This is a genomic window from Microbacterium natoriense, from assembly GCF_030816295.1.
In the GTDB taxonomy this organism is placed as follows: Bacteria; Actinomycetota; Actinomycetes; order Actinomycetales; family Microbacteriaceae; genus Microbacterium; species Microbacterium natoriense_A.
Map to the genome: position 1 here is coordinate 1,702,957 of NZ_JAUSXV010000001.1, position 21,629 is coordinate 1,724,585.

The 21,629-nt window shown below is 67.6% G+C and carries 15 protein-coding genes; 11 read left to right on the forward strand and 4 right to left on the reverse strand.

From position 1 onward, the window contains the following. Positions 1-1,347: a branched-chain amino acid ABC transporter permease gene (locus QFZ53_RS07800; protein WP_292905559.1), complete on the reverse strand. Its 1,347-nt coding sequence runs from the start codon at positions 1,345-1,347 to the stop codon at positions 1-3. Between the two features lie 221 nt (positions 1,348-1,568). Here QFZ53_RS07800 and guaB point away from each other — a divergent pair, with 221 nt between their 5' ends. After that, complete coding sequence (gene guaB / locus QFZ53_RS07805) at positions 1,569-3,071, forward strand: IMP dehydrogenase (RefSeq protein ID WP_292905557.1); 1,503 nt, start codon at positions 1,569-1,571, stop codon at positions 3,069-3,071. Between the two features lie 61 nt (positions 3,072-3,132). Here the strand turns inward: guaB and QFZ53_RS07810 are convergent, their stop codons facing one another. Continuing rightward, positions 3,133-4,572, reverse strand: a complete 1,440-nt coding sequence (locus tag QFZ53_RS07810) for a DHA2 family efflux MFS transporter permease subunit (RefSeq protein ID WP_307295193.1) — start codon at positions 4,570-4,572, stop codon at positions 3,133-3,135. Positions 4,573-4,666: 94 nt separating this feature from the next. On the opposite strand from QFZ53_RS07810, the gene QFZ53_RS07815 reads away from it, so the two are divergent. The 3 genes from QFZ53_RS07815 to QFZ53_RS07825 all read left to right on the forward strand — a co-directional run bounded on the left by QFZ53_RS07815 (position 4,667) and on the right by QFZ53_RS07825 (position 8,062). Continuing rightward, positions 4,667-5,299: a TetR/AcrR family transcriptional regulator gene (locus QFZ53_RS07815; RefSeq protein ID WP_307295196.1), complete on the forward strand. Its 633-nt coding sequence runs from the start codon at positions 4,667-4,669 to the stop codon at positions 5,297-5,299. A 226-nt stretch (positions 5,300-5,525) separates the two neighbouring features. After that, a complete protein-coding gene (locus QFZ53_RS07820; protein ID WP_307295198.1) occupies positions 5,526-6,077 on the forward strand; it encodes an OsmC family protein in 552 nt (183 codons plus the stop codon). A gap of 296 nt (positions 6,078-6,373) precedes the next feature. After that, complete coding sequence (locus QFZ53_RS07825; protein ID WP_307295200.1) at positions 6,374-8,062, forward strand: ABC-F family ATP-binding cassette domain-containing protein; 1,689 nt, start codon at positions 6,374-6,376, stop codon at positions 8,060-8,062. A gap of 64 nt (positions 8,063-8,126) precedes the next feature. On the opposite strand, the gene QFZ53_RS07830 is transcribed toward QFZ53_RS07825, so the two are convergent. After that, positions 8,127-9,224 (reverse strand): FAD-dependent oxidoreductase, encoded by a 1,098-nt coding sequence (locus tag QFZ53_RS07830; RefSeq protein WP_307295201.1) that lies wholly within the window; start codon positions 9,222-9,224, stop codon positions 8,127-8,129. A gap of 53 nt (positions 9,225-9,277) precedes the next feature. Here QFZ53_RS07830 and QFZ53_RS07835 point away from each other — a divergent pair, with 53 nt between their 5' ends. Continuing rightward, positions 9,278-10,399 (forward strand): GuaB3 family IMP dehydrogenase-related protein, encoded by a 1,122-nt coding sequence (locus tag QFZ53_RS07835; RefSeq protein ID WP_292905546.1) that lies wholly within the window; start codon positions 9,278-9,280, stop codon positions 10,397-10,399. Between the two features lie 59 nt (positions 10,400-10,458). Continuing rightward, complete coding sequence (locus QFZ53_RS07840) at positions 10,459-11,208, forward strand: SURF1 family protein (protein WP_307299372.1); 750 nt, start codon at positions 10,459-10,461, stop codon at positions 11,206-11,208. 19 nt (positions 11,209-11,227) lie between these two features. Here the strand turns inward: QFZ53_RS07840 and QFZ53_RS07845 are convergent, their stop codons facing one another. After that, positions 11,228-12,229 carry a LacI family DNA-binding transcriptional regulator gene (locus tag QFZ53_RS07845; protein ID WP_307295203.1) on the reverse strand — a complete coding sequence of 334 codons (1,002 nt, stop codon included), beginning with the start codon at positions 12,227-12,229 and terminating at the stop codon, positions 11,228-11,230. A 154-nt stretch (positions 12,230-12,383) separates the two neighbouring features. Here QFZ53_RS07845 and QFZ53_RS07850 point away from each other — a divergent pair, with 154 nt between their 5' ends. The 5 genes from QFZ53_RS07850 to QFZ53_RS07870 all read left to right on the forward strand — a co-directional run bounded on the left by QFZ53_RS07850 (position 12,384) and on the right by QFZ53_RS07870 (position 21,577). Further along, the gene (locus tag QFZ53_RS07850) at positions 12,384-13,670 is read left to right on the forward strand and encodes a sugar ABC transporter substrate-binding protein (RefSeq protein WP_292905542.1); all 1,287 of its coding nucleotides are present in this window, start codon (positions 12,384-12,386) and stop codon (positions 13,668-13,670) included. Between the two features lie 29 nt (positions 13,671-13,699). Next, entirely contained in the window at positions 13,700-14,590 is an 891-nt protein-coding gene (locus tag QFZ53_RS07855; protein ID WP_307295205.1) for a carbohydrate ABC transporter permease, read from the forward strand. 2 nt (positions 14,591-14,592) lie between these two features. Next, positions 14,593-15,444: a carbohydrate ABC transporter permease gene (locus QFZ53_RS07860; protein WP_292905538.1), complete on the forward strand. Its 852-nt coding sequence runs from the start codon at positions 14,593-14,595 to the stop codon at positions 15,442-15,444. A 39-nt stretch (positions 15,445-15,483) separates the two neighbouring features. Continuing rightward, the gene (locus QFZ53_RS07865; protein WP_307295208.1) at positions 15,484-16,686 is read left to right on the forward strand and encodes a glycoside hydrolase family 1 protein; all 1,203 of its coding nucleotides are present in this window, start codon (positions 15,484-15,486) and stop codon (positions 16,684-16,686) included. 214 nt (positions 16,687-16,900) lie between these two features. Then, positions 16,901-21,577 carry an ExeM/NucH family extracellular endonuclease gene (locus tag QFZ53_RS07870; RefSeq protein WP_307295209.1) on the forward strand — a complete coding sequence of 1,559 codons (4,677 nt, stop codon included), beginning with the start codon at positions 16,901-16,903 and terminating at the stop codon, positions 21,575-21,577. Positions 21,578-21,629 lie beyond the last annotated feature (52 nt).

The window sequence follows — 21,629 nt, forward strand, 5'->3', positions numbered from 1 at the left end:
TCAGCCCAGCCTTTCCTTGCGCCCCAGCAGGCCCTGGGGCCTGACCAGCAGGATGATGATGAGGACGACGAGCGCACTCGCGTACTTCAGGTCGGAGGGGATCCACAGGGTCGAGATCTCGACGGCCATGCCCACGATCAGCGATCCGACGAGGGCGCCGAATGCCGTGCCGAGTCCTCCGAGCGTGATCGCCGCGAACATGAGCAGCAGCATCTGCCCGCCCATGTCCCACTTCACACCAGGGCGGAAGTACGCCCACAGGATGCCCGAGATCGCGGCCAGCACGCCGGCCAGGATCCAGACGATGCGGATCACCCTGTCGACGTCGATGCCGGAAGCGGCGGCGAGCTGCGGGTTGTCGGAGATCGCCCTGGTCGCCTTGCCGATGCGCGTGCGGGTGAGGAACCACGCGACGATGAGGATCACGACGATGCTCACGCCCATCGCGATCAGGTCGATGTACGACAGGGAGATCGGGCCGAACTGGATAGGCGTGGGGCTGGCGCCCGGCAACTGGTAGGTGCCGCCGCCGATGAAGTACTGGAACACATAGCGCAGCGCGAGCGAGAGACCGATGCTGACGATCATCAACTGCACAGTGCCGAGGCCCTTCCGGCGCAGGGGGCGCCAGATGCCGGCATCCATTCCCCAGCCGAAGAGACCGCCGCCGATCACGGCCGCGGCGATGCCCGCCCACAGGGGAAGGTGCCAGAAGGTGGTGGTCACCAGCGCGAGCATGCCGCCCCAGGTGACCATCTCGGCGTGGGCGAAGTTCGACAGGCGCGTGGTGCCGTAGATGAGCGCCGCGCCCATCGATGCGAGAGCCAGGAGCAGTCCGAAGTTCAGCCCGCCGACGAGGCGCGAGAACAGCTGATCCCAGAACGAGACCGTGATGCGCTCGCCCTCGCCGAGGAAGAGGTTCATGATCTTCGTGCCGGTGAGTCCGAACTCGACCTCGAACGATGCCGTGGTGCCCGCGATCGGCTGCGTGCCCTCGGGCAGCTGCGCCGCGTCGACGATGACGCCGTCGGGGAGGGTCTCCTCGTCGACGGTCAGGGTGTACGTCTCCTTCTCAGGGACGTACAGGCGCCACTTGCCGTCGGCGTCGGTCTTGGTCTCGCCCTCGAAGCCGTTGCCCTTGATGGTCATGACGACGTCGGGAACCGGCTCGTCATCGAAGGTGATGACGCCGGCGAAGTAGAAGTCGGTGACTTCCTGTCCGTCATCCGTCGTATCGGCTGACGCGGCCGTCGCGGGTATCAGCAGGAGCACGAAGGCGAAGAGCGTGCCGAGGAGGGCGCTGACCCACCGGCTGCCGCTCCGTTTCGCCGAGATCGTCGGACTCACAGAACCTCCCAGTCCAGTACACAGGCCATGACAGGGTGTTCATCAGCCTTGATGTACGACGCTATGAGCGTAGTGTGTCGATTCTGTTTCGACCAAGACACGATCGTGCGCATCATGGGGAACCTGCCCGCTGAACGACTGCGGCACAGGGAATTTACGCAGGGTCCTCGCGCTTAGAATTGGTACACCGTCGCCACACTCGCGCTCGCAGGAGGACACCCATGGAACAGCACGACCCGTTCGGATTCGTCGGACTCACCTACGACGACGTGCTGCTCCTGCCGGGGCACACCGACGTGATCCCGAGCGAGGCCGACACCTCCTCTCGCATCACGCGCCGGATCTCGGTCGCGACCCCGCTGCTCTCCAGCGCGATGGACACGGTGACCGAGTCTCGCATGGCGATCGCGATGGCGCGTGAGGGCGGCATCGGCATCCTGCACCGCAATCTCTCGATCGCCGATCAGGCGGCGCACGTCGACCGGGTGAAGCGCAGCGAATCGGGCATGATCACCGACCCGATCACCACCACGCCCGATGCCACGGTCGAAGAGGTCGACGCGCTGTGCGCGAAGTACCGCATCTCGGGCCTGCCGGTGGTCGACCCCGACGGACGCCTGGTCGGCATCATCACCAACCGCGACATGCGTTTCGTCTCGGGCTTCGAGCGTCAGACCACCTTCGTCAAGGACGTCATGACATCCGAGGGCCTCGTGACGGCGCCCGTCGGTGTCGCCGCCGGAGAGGTCATCGCGCTGTTCGCGAAGCACCGTGTCGAGAAGCTGCCGCTGATCGACGGCGACGGCAAGCTCGCCGGACTCATCACGATCAAGGACTTCGACAAGAGCGAGAAGTACCCGCTCGCCACCAAGGACGATCAGGGCCGTCTGCGCGTCGGTGCGGCCATCGGCTTCTTCGGCGACGCCTGGGAGCGGGCAGAGGCGCTGCGCGACGCGGGGGTCGACGTGCTCGTCGTCGACACCGCCAACGGCCAGTCGCAGGGGGTCATCGACCTCGTCAAGCGCCTGAAGGCCGACGAGTCTTTCGCTCACATCGACGTCATCGGCGGCAACGTCGCGACCCGCGAGGGCGCCCAGGCGCTCATCGACGCCGGAGTCGACGCCGTCAAGGTCGGCGTGGGCCCGGGCTCGATCTGCACCACGCGCGTCGTCGCCGGAGTCGGTGTGCCGCAGGTCACCGCCGTGTATGAGGCGTCGCTCGCCGCTCGCCCCGCCGGCGTGCCGGTGATCGCCGACGGCGGCCTGCAGTACTCGGGCGACATCGCCAAGGCGCTCGTCGCCGGGGCGGATGCTGTGATGCTCGGCTCGCTGCTCGCCGGCACCGATGAGTCGCCGGGTGAGATCGTCTTCCAGTCGGGCAAGCAGTTCAAGCAGTACCGTGGCATGGGCTCGCTCGGCGCGATGCAGACCCGCGGCAAGCAGACCTCGTACTCGAAGGACCGCTACTTCCAGGCAGACGTGCCCAGCGACGACAAGCTCATCCCTGAAGGCATCGAAGGTCAGGTGCCGTACCGCGGCCCGCTCTCGGCCGTCGCTTATCAGCTGGTCGGTGGCCTTCGTCAGTCGATGTTCTACGTCGGCGCCCGCACCATCGAAGAGCTCAAGCAGCGCGGCAAGTTCGTGCGCATCACCTCGGCAGGGCTCAAGGAGTCGCACCCGCACGACGTGCAGATCGTCGTCGAGGCGCCGAACTACAAGCGCTGAGACAGACAGTGAAGGAGGGGACGGATGCTGCGGCATCCGTCCCCTCCTTCTGCGTCCCGGATCAGCGGGCGGCGAGAGCCGGTTCTTCCTCTACGGCCTGGACGGGGACGGGGGCGGTCGACTTCCCTGACGGCAGCCACAGCGCGACGACGGTCGCGGCGAGCAGCACGGCGGCGCCCGTGAACACGGCGGGCTTTGCCGCGTCCACGTAGAGGTCGGGGGTGAGCTGGCCACCAGCGCCGACGAAGATCGCGGTCATCACCGCGGTGCCGAGCGCGACGCCGAGTTCGCGGACGGTCGAGTTGACGCCCGCCGCCTTTGCGTGGTCGACGAGCCCGAGGGTCGCGAGCAGCGCCGTCGCCGACGGGGCGAACACAAGTCCCATGCCGACGCCCGCGATGATGAACGGGGCGATCAGGTTCGGGTAGGGCAGGTCGGGAGCGGTGATCTGCGCTATCCACGCGAGGGCGATGCCCTGCAGCAGCAGGCCGGGCACGAGCAGCGCGCGTGTGCCGATGCGCGGCGCGATCATGCCGGCGAGCGGCGCGACGAACATCGGAGCGAGGGTCCATGGAGTGGTCTGCACCGCGGCCTCGAGGGGAGTCGATCCCTGCACGACCTGCAGGTACTGGATCAGGATGAACACCGAGCCGAAGGTGCCGAAGCTGAAGGCGAAGCCGACTACGTTCGTGATCGAGAAGGAGCGGTCTCGGAACAGTCGCAACGGCACCAGCGGCGCCTTCGCGCGCTTCTGCCAGATCACGAATGCCGCGAGCAGCACGGTGCCGAGCGCCAGCTCGAGGATCACGCCGAGCGAGTCCCAGCCGTCGTCGTTGCCTCGAACGATCGCGTGGACGAGAGCGAGGACGCCGGATGCCGCGAGCACGGCTCCGGGGATGTCGATACGAGAGCGGGCGCCGAAGTCGTTACGGAGCACGAGCAGAGCGAGGGGGATGGCGACGATCGCGACGGGGATGTTGATCCAGAAGATCGCCTGCCAGTTCCAGCCTTCCATGATCGCGCCGCCGACGAGCGGCCCGACCGCGACCCCGAGTCCTGAGACGCCGCCCCAGATGCCGATGGCGAGCGGGCGGCGGGATGCGGGGACCGCTCCGGTCAGGAGAGCGAGGGAGAGGGGCATCACGGCTGCCGCGCCGAGGCCCTGGACGGCGCGTGCGGAGATCAGCTGACCTGGGTCGGTGCTGAGGGCGGCGAACAGGGAGCCGGCGCCGAAGAGGGCGATGCCGATCGCGAAGACCGTGCGGCGGCCGAATCGGTCGCCGAGCGCGGAGGCGATCAGGATCGCTCCAGCGAAAGCGAGAGCGTAGGCATTGACGAACCATTGCAGCTCCTCGACGCTCGCGCCCATCTCCTGGTGCAGCACCGGCAGAGCGTTGGTCATGACGAGGTTGTCGAGTGTGGCCATGAACATCGGGAGGGACGCCGCGGCGATGACGAGCGCGACCGGGCGGCGGCTGATCACGGGGGTGGGCTGAGACATGATGCTCCAGTTGTAATTGAATGATTACTTGTCTTGAAGCAATGTAGTAATCGAATGATTACAAAGTCAAGTGATTCGCTGATAACCTTTCGGCATGAGCTCAGCTGCGGCATCCGGCGTCCTCTCCGACGAGTCGGGCAGGCGACTCTCTTCGGACGAGCGGCGCGCGCAGATCGTCCAGGCTGCGCTCGCGGTGTTCGGCGCGCGCGGGTACGAGGGCGCGAAGACCGACGAGGTCGCCAGAGCGGCCGGCGTGAGTCAGCCCTACGTCGTCCGCCTCTTCGGCTCGAAGGAGAACCTCTTCCTCGCCGCGGTGGACGAGGCGCTCGCTCGACTGCTGACGTCGTTCCGAGCGGCGCTCGCCCGCGACGACGACCTCCCTGTGGGCAAGCGCATCGGCGAGGCGTACGTCGACCTCATCGAGGTGCGCGGACTGCACCAGACGCTCGCGCACTCCTACCTGCTCGGCAGCCACCCCGTGATCGGCCCCGCCGCCCGCCGAGGCTTCGCGCAGGTCTGGCGCTTCTTCCGAGACGAGGTCGGGATGGATGCCGACGAGGCGCGGGCTTTCTTCGCGGAGGGCATGCTCATCAGCACCTTGATCGGGCTCCGCATCGTCGACGACTACGGCTCCGACCCGCAGATCACCGAGCTTTTCCGCTCCTGCTTCCCGAGCGAGTTGCCGCACGTGCTCGACGTGCTCCCGCGTGGCGCCGAACGCTGGTGACCGCGGTGAGAACGACGTGATTCGGCTCTCGGTCGCGGTGACCAGCGTCTGCATCTCCGGAGACATGCAGGGCAGAGACATGCAGGGCACGTTCTTCGTCCCACGAACCGAGGGACTGCGTCAGAGATGAGCCGGCCGCACACCTCGTGTGTCGCGCTGTGACGGCGGGTGACCGCGGGTGACGTCGCCCGCACGTCACCGTAGGTCGCCCGGATACCTTCGCCGCATGACTCTTCTCCAGGAACAGCTCTCGCTCGTCGCCGACGTCACCGCCGAGGAGCGTGCGCGGCGTCTCACCTCCGCGGGCACCGCGTGGAATGAGCGCATCACCGCCGACGCGGGTGCGGCCGCCCTCACCTACCGGGTCATCGGTCGCGGCGTCGGATCCGTGGCGACCGAGATCCGTGCGGGCAAGCACCTCTTCCTCGTCGACGAGCCGGGCGCCCTCGCCGGCGATGACGCGGCGGCGAGCCCCGTCGAGTACGCGCTGGGCGCGCTCGTCTCCTGTCAGGTCGTCGTGTTCCGCCTGTATGCACAGGCGCTGGGCCTCACGATCGATGAGATCGAGATCACAGCAGAGGGCGACCTCGACGTGCGCAAGCTGTTCGGCATCGACGAATCCGGTCGCGCGGGATTCCACGACGTGCGCGTGCGGGTCGACATCACCGGACCCGACACGGCCGAGCAGTACGAGGAGCTGCGCCGGGTCGTCGATGCGCACTGCCCGGTGCTCGACCTGTTCGCGAATCCGGTGCCCACCTCTGGGGTGCTGGTCTGAGCATCCGTTCGTCTGCGTCTGTGGCTGTCCGATCCTCGGCCGCGATCCGGTGCCGCTGCGACCGTGATCTCGGCGTTCCGGTCGCGATTCGTGCCGTCTGAATCGCTCGTCGACGGCACAATCTGCGACCGGAACAAGGCTTGAGGCTGAGGAGACGGCGCGGACGGCGACCGGAACAAGGCTTGAGGCTGCGGGCGGGCGGCCCGAATCCCGACCGGAGCACGGCGAAGCGGTGCACATCGAAAGCCTGATAGCCTGGTCGGCTCGCCATGCGGGCGGAAGGACGGCCACGCACGGTGGGGTATATCGATGTCTCCGGCGTCTCATTGACGCTCCCAGATGGCAGACCGCTTCTCGATGAAGCGACGTTCCGCGTCGGTTCCGGTTCGACGAGCGCGTTGATCGGACCGAACGGCGCAGGCAAGACGACGATGCTGCGGATCATCCGCGGCGATCAGGCGGCAGATGCGGGCGTCGTCACGATCGACGGCGGACTCGGCGTCATGGATCAGTTCGTCGGTCACGGCGAGGCGGGCCAGACGGTGCATGAGCTGCTGGTGCGCGTCGCGCCCGGGCGCATCCGTGCGGCGGCCGACGCCCTGGAGGCGGCGGAGAACGCGCTCATCGAGCGCGACGAGCACGACACGCAGATGGCGTACGCGACGGCGATCGCGGAGTATGCGGATGCCGGTGGATACGAGCACGAGACCGTATGGGACCAGTGCACGGTCGCGGCTCTGGGCGTGCCGTTCGAGCGGGCGAGGTACCGCGAGCTCACGACGCTCTCCGGGGGAGAGCAGAAACGCCTCGCGCTGGAGGCTCTGCTTCGCGGACCCGACGAGGTGCTGCTGCTCGACGAGCCCGACAACTACCTCGATGTGCCGGCGAAGCGCTGGCTCGAAGAGCAGTTGCGGCAGACTTCGAAGACCGTGCTGCTGGTCTCGCACGATCGAGAACTGCTCGCACGGGCCGCCGATCGCATCATCACTCTCGAGCCGGGCGGAGCGGGGGCGACCGCGTGGGTGCACGGCGGCGGGTTCGCCACATATCACCAGGCGCGGAGCGACCGGATGGACCGGCTCGACGAACTGCGCCGGCGATGGGATGAGCAGCACGAGAAACTGCGGATCCTCGTGGCGAATCTGAAGGTGAAAGCCTCGGCCAACGACGGCTTCGCGTCGCGATATCAGGCGGCGCAGACCCGTCTGCGCAAGTTCGAAGAGGCCGGCCCGCCCGAAGAGCGTCCGCCTGTGCAGGACTTCGACATGCGCTTGCGCGGAGCGCGGACCGGCAAACGTGCAGTCGTCGCGACAGCATTGGAGCTCACCGGACTGATGAGCCCGTTCGACGCCGAGATCTGGTACGGCGACCGGGTCGCCGTGCTCGGTTCGAACGGATCGGGCAAATCGCACTTCCTGCGGCTGCTGGCTCGAGGCGGCAGCGATCCTGATCCGACCCTCGGCCATGTCACATCCACCGGTGAGCAGCTGAGCGAAGTCGCCCACGCCGGGAGTGCGGTGCTCGGCGCGCGTGTCGTTCCGGGACTGTTCGCACAGACGCATGCGCATCCGGAGTTCCTCGGACGCACTCTGCTCGACATCCTGCACCGCGGGGACGAGCGGCGCACCGGCCTGCCGCGCGACGCCGCGAGCAGCGCACTCGACCGCTACGGCCTCGTGCGGCAGGCGCAACAGAGCTTCGACTCGCTGTCTGGCGGGCAGCAGGCGCGGTTCCAGGTGCTGCTGCTCGAGCTCTCGGGTGCGACTCTGCTGCTGCTCGACGAACCGACCGACAACCTCGACCTCGAGTCCGCCGAGGCCTTGGAAGACGCCCTCGTGCGCTTCGAGGGCACGGTCTTAGCGGTCACGCACGACCGCTGGTTCGCCCGCTCCTTCGACAGATTCCTCGTCTTCGGCTCCGAGGGCGAGGTCTACGAGGCCGACGCCCCCGTCTGGGACGAGAAGCGGGTCGCGCGAGCGCGCTGAGCGTCATCGGGGCTGCTGTTCCGTGTTGACGTAGCGTTTCGTCTCGTTCGCTGCGCTCTCTCGCTCAACGACCGGCGGGTGAGGGCAGACGGAAGGGCTCGGCGGCGCGAGCTGAGGGATCGAGCGCGAGGTCGGCGAGCACGGCTCCGATACCGGGGGCGAACTTGAAGCCGTGACCCGAGAAGCCTGCGCCGACGACGAGGCGCCCGCGGCGGTCCAGCACGAACGTGCCGTCGTCGGTCGAGGTGTACGTGCAGCTCACGGGAACAGCGGATGCCGGTTCCAACCCCGGCATCCACTCCCGCACGTAGTCCGTGAGAGCGTCGGCGTGCGCCGAGCGGTGCGGGCGAGCATCCGGATCGACCTCCTCGCCGACCCGATGGAATCCGACCTTGACGCCCTCACCGGGAGTCGGCATGCCGTACACGGTGGCGGGGTAGCGCTCGGGGTCGGTGTAGTGGTTGAACGACGGCCACTGCGCAGGGCCGGTCGGCGAGAAGTGCGCAGGAGACTCCTCGGTGACGGTCAACCGCGGAAGGCCGATCGAGGGGAGCATCCGCTCGCTCCACGCTCCGACCGTCATCACGGCGACGTCGGCGCGCACCACGGAGTCGGGCAGCGTCAGCTCGACTCCGGCATCCGTCTCCTCGATGCCGAGGACCGGGGTCTCCCAGTGCACCGATCCTCCGCTCTCCACGATCCTCCGCTCCCACTCGATCAGGGCGGAGGAGGCTCGGGCGACTCCGGCGTCGCGCGAGAACAGCACGTCGCCGTCGAAGCGCATGCCGATCCACCTCGACGCGGCGTCGGCGGCGGACATCATCTCGGCGTGGATGCCGCGATCGGTGAGACGCCGGGCGATCGAGGAGAGTTGGACAGCGCCGTGCGTGATCAGTCCGTGCAGACGCAGCAGCGGCTCGCCGTCGACGACCCCGAGGCGATCCCAGCCCTCGCGGGCGCGCACGAGCAGATCGAGGTAGTGCTCCTGGTCGTAGGCGTTGTTGAAGTTGCGGGTGGCGCCGTGCGACGCGCCCTCGTGGTGACCGCGCGAGAACCGCTCGAAAACGGTCGGTCGCATGCCCCTCCGCGTCAGCTCCCAGGCCGTCGCCAGGCCCATCGCACCGCCGCCGACGACGGCGACCTCCACAGCATCCGCTCGCATGCCCCCAGTCTCCCAGCCACGGGGCCCCTCATCGCACCGGGTAGTCTTGATGGGTGACCACAGAGATCGAGCTGGGCCGAGGAAAGCGCGCGCGCCGCGCGTACACGTTCGACGACATCGCGGTGGTGCCCTCACGGCGCACCCGCAATCCGGAAGACGTGTCGACCGCATGGACGATCGACGCCTTCGGCTTCGAGATCCCCGTGCTCGGCGCCCCGATGGACTCGGTGGTGAGCCCGCAGACCGCGATCATGCTCGGTCAACTCGGCGGACTCGGGGTCCTCGATCTCGAGGGCCTGTGGACCCGCTACGAGAACCCCGAGCCTCTGCTCGCGGAGATCGCGGGGCTGAGCGACGAGCTCGCGACCACGCGGATGCAGGAGCTCTACTCGGAGCCGATCAAGCCCGAGCTGATCACGAGCCGCCTCGCGGAGATCCGCGACGCCGGCGTCACCGTCGCCGGGTCCCTGACTCCGCAGCGCACGCAGGAGTTCTACGACACCGTCGCGCGCGCGGGCGTCGATCTGTTCGTCATCCGCGGCACCACGGTCTCGGCTGAGCACGTCTCGAGCGTCGCCCAGCCGCTGAACCTGAAGAAGTTCATCTACGACCTCGACGTGCCCGTGATCGTCGGCGGCGCCGCGACGTACACGGCGGCTCTGCACCTCATGCGCACGGGGGCCGCGGGTGTTCTCGTCGGCTTCGGCGGGGGAGCGGCGTCGACCACGCGCGCGACCCTCGGCATCCACGCTCCCATGGCCACCGCCGTCTCCGATGTCGCCGCCGCGCGTCGCGACTACCTCGACGAGTCCGGCGGCCGCTACGTGCACGTGATCGCCGACGGCGGCGTCGGCACCTCGGGAGACATCGTCAAGGCTCTCGCGATGGGGGCGGATGCCGTCATGCTCGGCGTCGCGCTCGCTCGCGCCACCGACGCACCCGGCCGCGGCTTCCACTGGGGGCCGGAGGCGCACCACCCCAAGCTTCCGCGCGGTCGCCGCGTCGAGGTGGGCGGCATCGGAACGCTCGAGGAGATCCTGTACGGTCCGGCCCCCGTGGCCGATGGCACGGCGAACCTCATCGGGGCGCTTCGCAAGTCGATGGCGACGACCGGATACTCCGACCTCAAGGAGTTCCAGCGGGTCGAGGTCGTCCTCGCACCGTACGAGGCCTGAGAGCCGTCCGCCTCACCGTGACCACCCCTGCGCTGTTCCCGCCCACCCTGCGTGAGGTGATGCTCCGCGGGCGCTGGATCGCCATGCTGCTGCTGTGCCTGCTCGTCGCCGGTGTCTTCGCCTGGCTCGGGCAGTGGCAGCTCGGCCGCGCGGTCGACACGGCGCCACAGGAGCCCGGTGCCACAGAGCAGGTGCGACCCCTCGACGACGTGCTCCAGCCCGGCGAGTATCTCGCGGAGCCGCTCGTCGGGCAGAAGGTCGAGACCGAGGGCCACTGGATCCCCGGCGACTTCATCATCGTGTCCTCCCGCTTCAACGACGGCCTGCAGGGCTACTGGGTCACCGGCCAGCTTCGCGTCGACGATCGCACCTCGATCGCGGTCGCGGTCGGCTGGGCGCCGGACCGCGAAAGCGCGGATGCCGCGGCGGAACGCCTCGACGCCGACTCCGATGGCGAGGTGATCACCGTGAGCGGGCGCATCATCTCGGACGAGGGGCCGGTGCTTCCGACACGCGACGATCCCGACCGCCTCGACCGCATGTCGACCGCCGCGCTGCTCAGCCGCTGGCACGATGTCGAGCAGCTCGACGTGTACCGCCCGTATCTCGCCTCGACCACGGCGACGGCGGGCCTGGTAGACATCTCCTCGCCCGCGCCCGAAGAAGGGTCGTCGGTGAACTGGCTCAACATCTTCTACGCCGTGGAGTGGGCGATCTTCGCCGGCTTCGCGTTCTACCTCTGGTACCGCCTCGCGAAGGACGCGTGGGAGCGCGAGGTCGAGGAGTTCGAGGACGCGGCGTCCGCCTGATCCTCCGCGCAGACCCTTGTCAGTCCTGAGGCTCCCGCGGCGGTGCTGTCGATGAACGGACGATCAGCGTGGTGGACAGCTCGGTGTGCGCGGCCGGCGCGCGGCCCAGTCGCGATTGGACGAGTGCGTCGACGGCAGCGCTTCCCATCTGGGCAAGGGGTTGACGGATCGTCGTCAACGGGGGATCAGCCCAGGCGGCGGCGGTCAGGTCGTCGAATCCGATCACGGAGATGTCTTCGGGCACTCGCAGGCCGAGCTCGCGCAGTGCATGGATCGCGCCCAGCGCCGTGTCGTCGCTCGCCCCGAAGATGGCCGTGGGGCGGCTGGCCCGTGTGAGCAGGAGGCGTGTCGCCTCGTATCCCTGGTCGACGCCGTAGTGCGCGCGGATGATCAGATCGTCGTCGACGGGGACCGCAGCCTGCAGCATCGCGGCCTGGAATCCGGCCAGTCGAGCGATCGCGTTGTCCTGGTCGATCGGGCCGGTGATGGTCGCGATGCGGCGGTGCCCGAGCGAGATCAGATGCTGGGCAGCGTCGAAGGCGCCCTTGAAGTTGGTCGCCGCGACCGACAGCGTGCCGTCGGGAACCTGGTGCAGCGGGTCGACCACGACGAGCGGCACCCCGGCGTCGGCCAGGGCGCGGCGTGCGTGCTCGCTGGGAACCGCGACCACGCTGAGCAGGCCGTCGGTCCCGCGTGACAGCGCGTGACGCACCCAATCGTCGCAGTCGTCGGGAGCAGGGTCGACCGTGAGGACGACATCCTTGCCCTGTGCCCGCGCAGCCTCCACGGCGCCACGCACGACGGCCTCGGACCAGGCGCCGTCGAGATCGACCACACGTACGTGGAGGAACCCGGTATCCGCGGTCGCGCGGGTCCTGATCGCGTAGCCATGCCGCTCGAGCGCCTCCGTGACCCGCGCACGGGTGCGCGCTGCCACATCCGGCCGTGAATTCAGGACCTTGGAGACGGTGGGCACGGAGACACCCGCCTCGGCGGCGATCAGGTCAAGATGGACAGCCATGCTCCTCCAAGGGGCTTTCCGAAAACTCTAGCGCATTGTCACACCATAAATGGCGCGACTATTCGGGGTAGACGGATCTCAGACTCAGCCCTATAGTTTCGATAATGAGGTTCGAAATTTCGGACCGGCATGTCGGAAACACGAAGGAGTGCGCATGCGCAGTTTGCGAGTCACCACAGTCACCGCGATCGCTCTCGGAGCCGCGTTGGTCCTCTCCGGATGCGGCCGCGGAGCCGAAGACGGCGCGGGGGAGAACGGATCCGTCGCCCCGGCCGCGGAGGGCGAGGCCGACGGCGTGATCGAGGTCTGGACGGCCGGAGGCCACGCCGAGAACCTCGAGGTTCTCGCGGAGCCCTGGCTCAAGGCGAATCCCGACGCCACGTTGAAGGTCACGGACGTTCCCTGGGACCAGGTCATCACGAAGGTGCAGACGGCGACCGCGGCGGGAACCGGACCCGACATCATCATGACCGGCAGCGACCAGACCGCCACGATCATCGGCATGGGTGCGGTCGACGAGGTGCCCGACGGCGTGTATGACACCGATGACTTCTATCCTGCCGCCATCGACTCGGCCACCGGCGAGGACGGGGTGTACGCGATGCCCTGGTACGTGGAGACCCGCTTCCTCTTCTATCGCAAGGACATCGCCGCCGAGCTCGGCCTCTCGGCGCCGAAGACCTGGGAGGACGTCGAGACCATGTCCGCCGCGTTCCAGGCGCGTCCCGGGGGGACCTACGGCATCAACCTGCCTCGTCCGGTCGAGCAGCCTGCTCAGGTCCTCGTGCCCTTCGACGCCCAGGCCGGCGGCTCGCTGACGGACGGCGAGAAGTGGACCATCGACACTCCGGAGCTGGTGTCCGCGCTCGACTTCTACGCCGGCTTCTTCCAGCGTGGCGAAGCCCCTCTCGAGAAGACCGACGCCACGTTTGAGAACGGCGGTACACCCATGTTCATCTCGGGGCCGTGGATGCTCGACGTGTTCAGCGAGGCGATCGAGGCGGGAACCGCGCCGGCGGACTTCACGCTCGACTCGGTCGGATACAGCGTCTTCCCGACCGGTCCTGGCGGCAGCAATGACCAGTACATCGGCGGAGGCAATCTGGGCGTCTTCTCGGCATCCGACAACAAGGCATCCGCGTGGTCGTTCCTGTCTTGGGTGGGCGAGCAGGAGCAGCAGGAGCAGTGGTTCACACTGCAGAACGAGCTCCCGGCGAACATCGCGGCCGGTGACCTCCCGGCGATTCAGGAGAATCCGGTCACGCAGACGCTCATGGAGCAGATGAAGGACACGGTCGCGATGCCGAACTATCCCGCGTGGTCGCAGATCTCCGACCTGCTCGGCAAGTACTCGGAGCAGGTCGCCAGCGGCCAGATCACGAGCGAAGAGGCGGCGAAGGAGATCCAGTCCCAGGCCGATTCGATCGGCTTCGGATGGTGAGCGCCGCCCGTCCGCAACGGCCGGGGAAGGTGACTTCCCTGGCCGCCCAGCGGCGGCGTTCCGCCTTCATCGCCTGGGTGTTCGTCGCCCCCTTCGTCCTGACGTTCGGGACGTTCGGACTGATCCCGCTGGTGAGCTCGCTCGCCATGGCGTTCACCGATCTCCGCGCACGCGACATCAGGACGCCGTTCAACGTCGACTTCGTCGGATTCGCGAACTTCGTGACCGTGCTCACCGACGAGTCCTTCCTCCGCGCGCTGCGCAACACCCTGTTCTTCGTGGTTCTCGGAGTGCCGGTCACTCTGTTCATCGCGCTGGTGCTCGCCGTCCTGCTCAACTCGGTGAGCCGCCGCGTGGCGACCTTCTTCCGCGTCGGCTACTACATCCCGGTGATCACCACGATCGTCGCGGTCGCCGTCGTCTGGCGCCTCATGTACCAGGACTCGGGAGTCATCAACACGATCCTCGGCGTGATCGGCATCGACGGGCCCAACTGGCTCAGCGATCCGAACACGGCTCTCGTGGCGATCACGGTGATGGCGGTCTGGCGCAACATCGGCGGATCGATGGTCATCTTCCTCGCGGGGCTGCAGAGCATCCCGTCCGAGGTCAACGAGGCCGCATCGATCGACGGCGCCAACGCCTGGCAGAAGTTCTTCCGAGTGACGATCCCGATGATGATGCCGACGATCCTCCTCAATACGATCCTGATCACGACGGGCTACATGCAGTTCTTCGACGAGCCGTTCGTCATGACCAACGGAGGACCGTTGGAGTCGACCACGTCGATCGCGCTGCAGGTCTACAACCAGTTCAAATACGGGAACTACTCGGTCGGAGCGGCGGGCGCCTACATCCTGTTCGCCCTCGTCGGCATCCTGGCGATCATCCAGTTCCGCTTCTTCCGGCAGAGGACCTGACCATGACACTCGCACGCACGCACCGCCCCGCCTTCCGCTGGGGCAACCTCATCGTCCTGGTCGTCCTCTCGGTAGGGCTCGCCGCGACCATCCTGCCGTTCGTCTGGATGGTCCTCGGCGCATTCAAGACGAACGCGGAGATCATGTCGCGGCCGGTCACCTGGTGGCCGCAGCATCCGACGCTCGACAACTTCAGGGCGTGGCTGTTCGAGTTCGACATCGTCCGGCCGTTCCTCAACTCGGTGATCCTCGCGGGCGCCACCGTCGCCACGACTCTGCTCTTCTCGTCGATGGTGGGCTGGGCGCTCGCGAAGATGACGTTCCCGGGGAAGAACGCGATCATCGTGGTCGTCCTGTCGACGATGTTCGTACCGGGCATCGTCACACTGATCCCGCAGTTCGTGCTGATCGCGAACCTCGGGATGGTGAACACCTACTGGGGGCTGATCCTCCCGGGGATGGTCGGGGCCTTCGGTGTGTTCCTGATGCGGCAGTTCATGCTCGAGATCCCCGACTCGCTCCTGGATGCCGCGCGCATCGACGGGGCCGGAGAATTCCGCACCTTCTTCCAGATCGTGCTGCCTCTGTGCAAGGCGCCTCTCGCGACGCTGGCGATCTTCACGTTCATGGGGTCGTGGAACAGCTTCCTCTGGCCGCTGATCATCTCCCAGGACGATTCGATGTACACGCTCCCCGTGTCCCTGGCGCTGTTCTCGTCCGAGGCGGGCGGGCACGGCGCCGACTACGGTCTGCAGATGGCCGGCTCGTTCCTGATCGTGATCCCCGTGCTCGTGCTCTTCATCGCGATGCAGAAGCACTTCGTCCAGGGCATCACGATGACGGGCATCAAATGAGGCACCACGTCGAGAGCACGAGAAAGGGATTCATCTCACATGACCGGACACACCCCCGCACCTCGGGGTTTCCTCTGGGGGGCGGCGACCGCCGCGCACCAGATCGAAGGCGGCAACGTCAACACGGGGCACTGGGAGCTCGAGTACGCGCCGGGATCGACCATCCCCGAGCCGTCGGGCGACGCCTGCGATTCCTACCACCGCTTTCCGGAGGACATCGCCCTCCTCGCGGATGCCGGACTCACGGCGTACCGCTTCTCAGTCGAGTGGGCTCGTATCGAACCCGAGGAAGGCGTGGTGTCGCGCGCCCAGCTGGACCACTACCGGCGCATGATCGATGCGTGCCGGGACCGCGGCGTCGAACCCGTCGTCACGCTGCATCACTTCACGTTCCCTCGCTGGTGGGAGCACAGCGGCGGCTGGTACTCCGAGCGGAGCACCGACCGGTTCCGCAGGTTCACGGAGGTCTGCACCGCGCTCCTCGACGATGTCGACTGGGTGATCACGATCAACGAGCCGAACATGATGGTCAACCAGACCGAGGCGCGGATCGACACCGAGAACGGCGTGAACTTCCCCGGTCCCTCGCCGTACCTCGCCCGCGCGATCGCGAGCGCGCACCACGCCTCGACCGAGGTGCTGCGCGGGTTCGGAGGGGTGAAGTCGGGGTGGTCGGTCGCGAATCAGGTGTTCCAGGCGGTCCCCGGGTGGGAGACACAGCGCGACGAATGGCAGTACTGGCGCGAGGACTTCTTCCTCGAGCAGGCGCGGCAGGACGACTTCATCGGGGTGCAGTCTTATCTGCGCACGATCATCGGCCCGTCCGACGACGCCGAGGGCTTCGGGCCGCAGCCCTGGCCGGAAGGCACCGAACGCACGCTGACGGGCTGGGAGTACTATCCCGAAGCGCTCGGCCATGCGCTGCGGCACACGCACGAGGTCACCGGCGGCATCCCCATGGTGGTCACCGAGAACGGCATGGCCACCTCAGACGACACGCGGCGGGTCGACTACACCACGGGTGCGCTCTCGGCGATGGCCGACGCGATGGAGGACGGCTGCGATGTGCGCGGCTACCTGCACTGGTCTCTGCTCGACAACTACGAATGGGGCTCGTTCCGGCCGACCTTCGGACTCGTCGCGGTCGATCGGGAGACGTTCGCACGCTCGCCCAAGCCGAGCCTCTCGTGGCTCGGCGGACTGGCTCGCCGCAACGTCGTGCCACGGTTGCGAACGGAGTGATCACGCGGGGAAGCTGCGCATCCGCGCAGAGGAGAATGCGCAACTGAGCGGCGCTTTTGTGCGCTCCCTCCGAGCGGTTTGTCGGACCGGTGAGCACTCGGTGACGAATCGGCAAACAGCGTTGATGATGTCGGGTGCCGTCCGTATGCTCACAGACATATGTGCACCCTGGGAGACCGGTGTGCACCACGGCAGAACCCCACAAGAGTTCACCGTGACCCGAGTCCGAAACGCCGAGGAGACCAGCCGTATGATTCCCGCTCCCGACGACGACGCCCGCAAGGGCGTCGCGTCAGTACCCAGAAGGCGCGGGCGCATCGGCGTCCTCGCCGTGACCTGTGTCGCAGCTCTCGGCTTCGGCTCACTGGTCGCCGCGCCCGCCTACGCCAGCCCCGACGGAACCGGCGTGGTCATCAACGAGGCCTATCTCTCCGGCGGCAGCGCCGGTGCCGCCTACGTCAACAAGTTCGTCGAGCTGTACAACCCGACAACCCAGGCCATCTCGCTCGACGGCAAGTCGCTGCAGTACCGCTCGTCGACGGGCACGGGCGCATCGAACGGCGTCGCCGCGCTCTCGGGTTCGATCCCGGCCGGCGGTCACTACCTCGTGCAGGCGGGAAGCAACGGCGCGAACGGCGCGGCTCTTCCCAAGGCGGATGCCGTCAGCACTCTCAATCCGAGCGGCACCAACGGCACGCTCGCCCTCGTCGACGGCACGGCGGCCGTGACGCTCACGCCCGGCTCCGTCGTGGGTCAGGCCGGCGTCATCGACGTGCTCGGCTACGGCACCTCCAACACGTTCGAGGGCGCTGCGGCGACCCCGCCCACCGGCAACACCGACGTGAAGTCCTTGAACCGCACGAGCGGTGTCGACACCGACAGCAACGCGGCGGACTTCACCCTGTCGGCCACCATCACCCCCACGGCGTCGGGCAGCACCGATCCCGGTACCGACCCGGGCACCGATCCCGGGACGGAGCCGACCAAGGCGACCATCGCCGAGGTGCAGGGCACGACCGACGTCTCGCCGCTGAACGGCAAGACCGTCACCGTCGAGGGTGTCGTCACCGCCGATTACCGCACCGGCGGCTACGCGGGCGTCACCATCCAGACCGCCGGATCCGGCGGAGCCGCTGACGCGACCCCCGGCGCCTCAGACGGTCTCTTCGTGTACCTGAACGCGCTCGCGCCGACATTGGCGATCGGCGACCTCGTCTCCGTGACCGGCTCCGTGAGCGAGTACTTCGGGCAGACGCAGATCAACCCGGCCGCCCTCTCCGCCATCACGGTCGTGCAGCCGGGCGCCGGCGTCCCCGCCGCGACCCCGCTCGCCGACACCGTGCTCGGCGCCGCGCGGGAGCAGTACGAGAGCATGTACGTCGCTCCCACGGGCACCTACCGCGTGGCATCCAGCCACCAGCTGTACAACTACGGCGCGCTGTGGCTGAACGTCGGCGGGGGTCTCGCCCAGAAGAGCACCGAGGCCGCACTGCCCGGCGCCGACGCCGCCGCGATCACCGCAGGCAATCGCGCGAACCGCATCCTGCTCGACGACGGCTGGTCCATCCAGGTCACGAACAAGAACCACCCGAACGAGCAGCCGTACTTCACGAAGGACGTGGTGGTCCGCAACGGCGACACCGTCGACTTCGGCGACAACGGCTACGTGCTGCAGTGGAGCTTCGACGACTGGCGTCTGCAGCCGGTCGTGCCGATCGACAACACGTCGTCGTCCGATCTCAAGGTGGGCTTCACCGCGACCAACCCTCGTCCGGCATCCGCTCCGACCGTCGGCGGAGACGTGCAGGTCGCATCGTTCAACGTCTACAACTACTTCACGACGCTGTCGAGCGAGAACTCCAATGCGCGCGGTGCCGCGAATGCCGCGCAGTTCGCGATCCAGAAGTCGAAGATCGTCTCGGCGATCAACGGTCTGGGCGCCGACATCGTCTCGCTGATGGAGATCGAGAACTCGATCAAACTCGGCGGCACGCTCGACTCGGCGCTCGCCGACCTCGTCGACGGCCTCAACGCCGATGCGGGCAGCGAGGTGTGGGCCTACGTGCACACGCCGGATGCGCTGAACAACGCCGCGATCACCGACTACATCACGAGCGCGATCATCTACAAGAAGGGCGCGGTCTCGCCTGTGGGCGATGCCATGACCGTCGTCGACGAGACCGTCTGGGGCAATGCCCGCGAGCCGATCGCTCAGGCGTTCGACGTCGACGGCCGTATCGTCACCGTCGTCTCGAACCATCTGAAGTCGAAGTCCGACCCGAAGGACGGCACGCCCGTGCCCGCCGACGAGCAGGGCTTCTTCAACTCCGCACGTGTGGCGCAGGCGAACTCGATCCTCTCGTTCACCCAGACGATCGAAGAGAAGACGGGCAGCAGTGACATCCTGCTGATCGGCGACTTCAACGCCTATGCCAAGGAAGACCCGATCCGGGTGTTCACGGATGCAGGCTGGAGCGACGTCGCGCGCGAGAAGGCCCCAGAGGAGCACACCTACTCGTTCGACGGCGAGGTCGGATCGCTCGACCACGTCATCGCGTCGCCCTCGCTCGTGTCGTCGATCACCGGCGCCGGAGTCTGGAGCATCAACTCGCCCGAGTGGAGTGACCGCGGCTACGCGTTCGGCGCCACCGAGGCAGGCACGCCGTTCCGCTCCAGCGACCACGACCCGATTCTCATCGGCGTCTCGGCGACCACTCCTCCGGTGAGCATCGACGTCGTCACGGTGAACGACTTCCACGGCCGCATCGAGGCTGACGGGGCCGCTGCCGGCGCCGCTGTCCTCGCTGGTGCGGTGAAGCAGTTCCGTGCGGAGAACCCGAACACGATCTTCGCCGGAGCCGGCGACCTGATCGGCGCGTCGACGTTCACCTCCTTCATCAACGACGACAACCCGACGATCGACGCGCTGAACGCGGCCGGTCTCGATGTCAGCGCTGCGGGCAACCACGAGTTCGACCAGGGCTGGGCCGATCTGCGCGATCGCGTCCAGGACAGGGCGAACTGGGAGTACATCTCCTCCAACGTGTTCCTCACCGAGACGGGAGAGCCCGCGCTCGCCCCGGCCTGGGTCAAGGAGCTCGACGGCGTGCGCGTCGGTTTTGTCGGAGCCGTCACGGAGGATCTCGACTCCCTCGTGTCACCTGAAGGGATCAAGGATCTCGAGGTGCGCAGCATCGTGGACTCGGTGAACGCCGTGGCCGACGATCTGCGCGACGGGGACGACGCCAACGGCGAGGCGGATGTCGTCATCCTCCTCGTTCACGAGGGCGCGACGACCACTGACGTCGCCAGCATCACCCCCGACTCGCCTCTCGGTGAGATCGTCTACGGGGTGGACGACGACGTAGACGCGATCGTCTCGGCGCACACGCACCTCGCGTACAACCACGTCATCGACGGCCGCCCGGTCGTCTCGGCGGGTCAGTACGGCGAGAACCTGGGGCTGATGAACCTCCAGGTCGACCCGAAGACGAAGGACCTGATCTCGATCACCAATGAGATCAAGCCTCTCGTCGTGGGCGGCGTGGCTCAGTATCCGGCGGACCCCGCGGTCGCCGACATCGTCGCGAAGGCGAAGGCCGAAGCCGACGTGCTCGGCGCCGTCAAGGTCGGAGACATCACGGGCGACTTCAACCGGGCCCGCCAGAGCGACGGCAAGACGGAGAACCGTGGTGGCGAGTCCACCATCGGCAACTTCGTCGCCGACGTGCAGAAGTGGTCCACCGGTGCCGACCTGGCGCTGATGAACCCCGGCGGCATCCGCGCGAACCTCACGTTCGCCTCGACCGGCGCGAGCGACCCCGACGGCAACGTCACCTACCGCGAGGCGGCGACCGTGCAGCCGTTCGCCAACACGCTGGTGACGTTGACCTTGACCGGTGCCCAGTTGAAGAGCGTTCTCGAGGAGCAGTGGCAGCCCGCCGGCTCCGCGCGTCCGTTCCTGAAACTCGGCGTGTCGAAGGAGCTCAGCTACACCTACGACCCGGCCGCAGCACAGGGATCGCACATCACGTCGATCACGCTCAACGGCGCTCCGGTCGACCCGGCCGCGAACTACACGGTGGCCGCGAACTCGTTCCTGGCCGGGGGTGGCGACAACTTCGCCTCCTTCAAGCTCGGCGCGGGCAAGCGCGACACCGGCAAGATCGACCTGCAGTCGATGGTCGACTGGTTCGACGCGAACAAGACGGCCACGCCCGACTACGCGCAGCGTGCCGTCGGCGTCACGGTCAGTGCAGCGGACGCCGACGGCTACAGCGCCGGTGACCAGGTGACCGTCTCGCTGTCCTCTCTCGCGTTCAGCGCCGGCGAGCCGGCCCCCGGCGAGGTCTCGCTGACGCTGGGCGACACGGTTCTCGCGACCGGCGCCGTCGATCCCACGGTGGTCACGGCCACGGATGAGGTCGGTCGCGCAGTGCTGACGTTCGCGGTTCCCGAGGGCGTGTACGGAGAGCAGTCGCTCACCGTCTCGGTCGCGGGCACCGGAACCACGGCACACGTGCCGTTCACCATCACGGGCGAGCCTGAGCCGGAGTTCAACGGCGCGATCACGCTCGACTCGTCGAAGGTGGCCGCGGGCAAGAAGCTCACGATCTCCGGAACCGGCTACCAGCCGGGGGAGACGGTGACCGTGCAGCTGCGGCCGAAGAAGGGCGAACCCATCTCGGTCGGCACCATCCAGGTGGGCGTCGAGGGCTCGTTCACGGCATCCGTCACTGTTCCGAAGGGCACGCAGCCCGGCAAGTACACCGTCGCAGTGGCGCAAGCCGATGGAGACGAGGCGACCGCCACGGTCACCGTCAACCGTTCGGGCGGCATCATCAAGGACATCATCGACTGGCTCTGGGATCTGCTGACCGGCTGGTTCTGACCACGATGATCTGAGACCCCCTCGGGGGGAGAGACGAAGGCCGTCGGGAGTG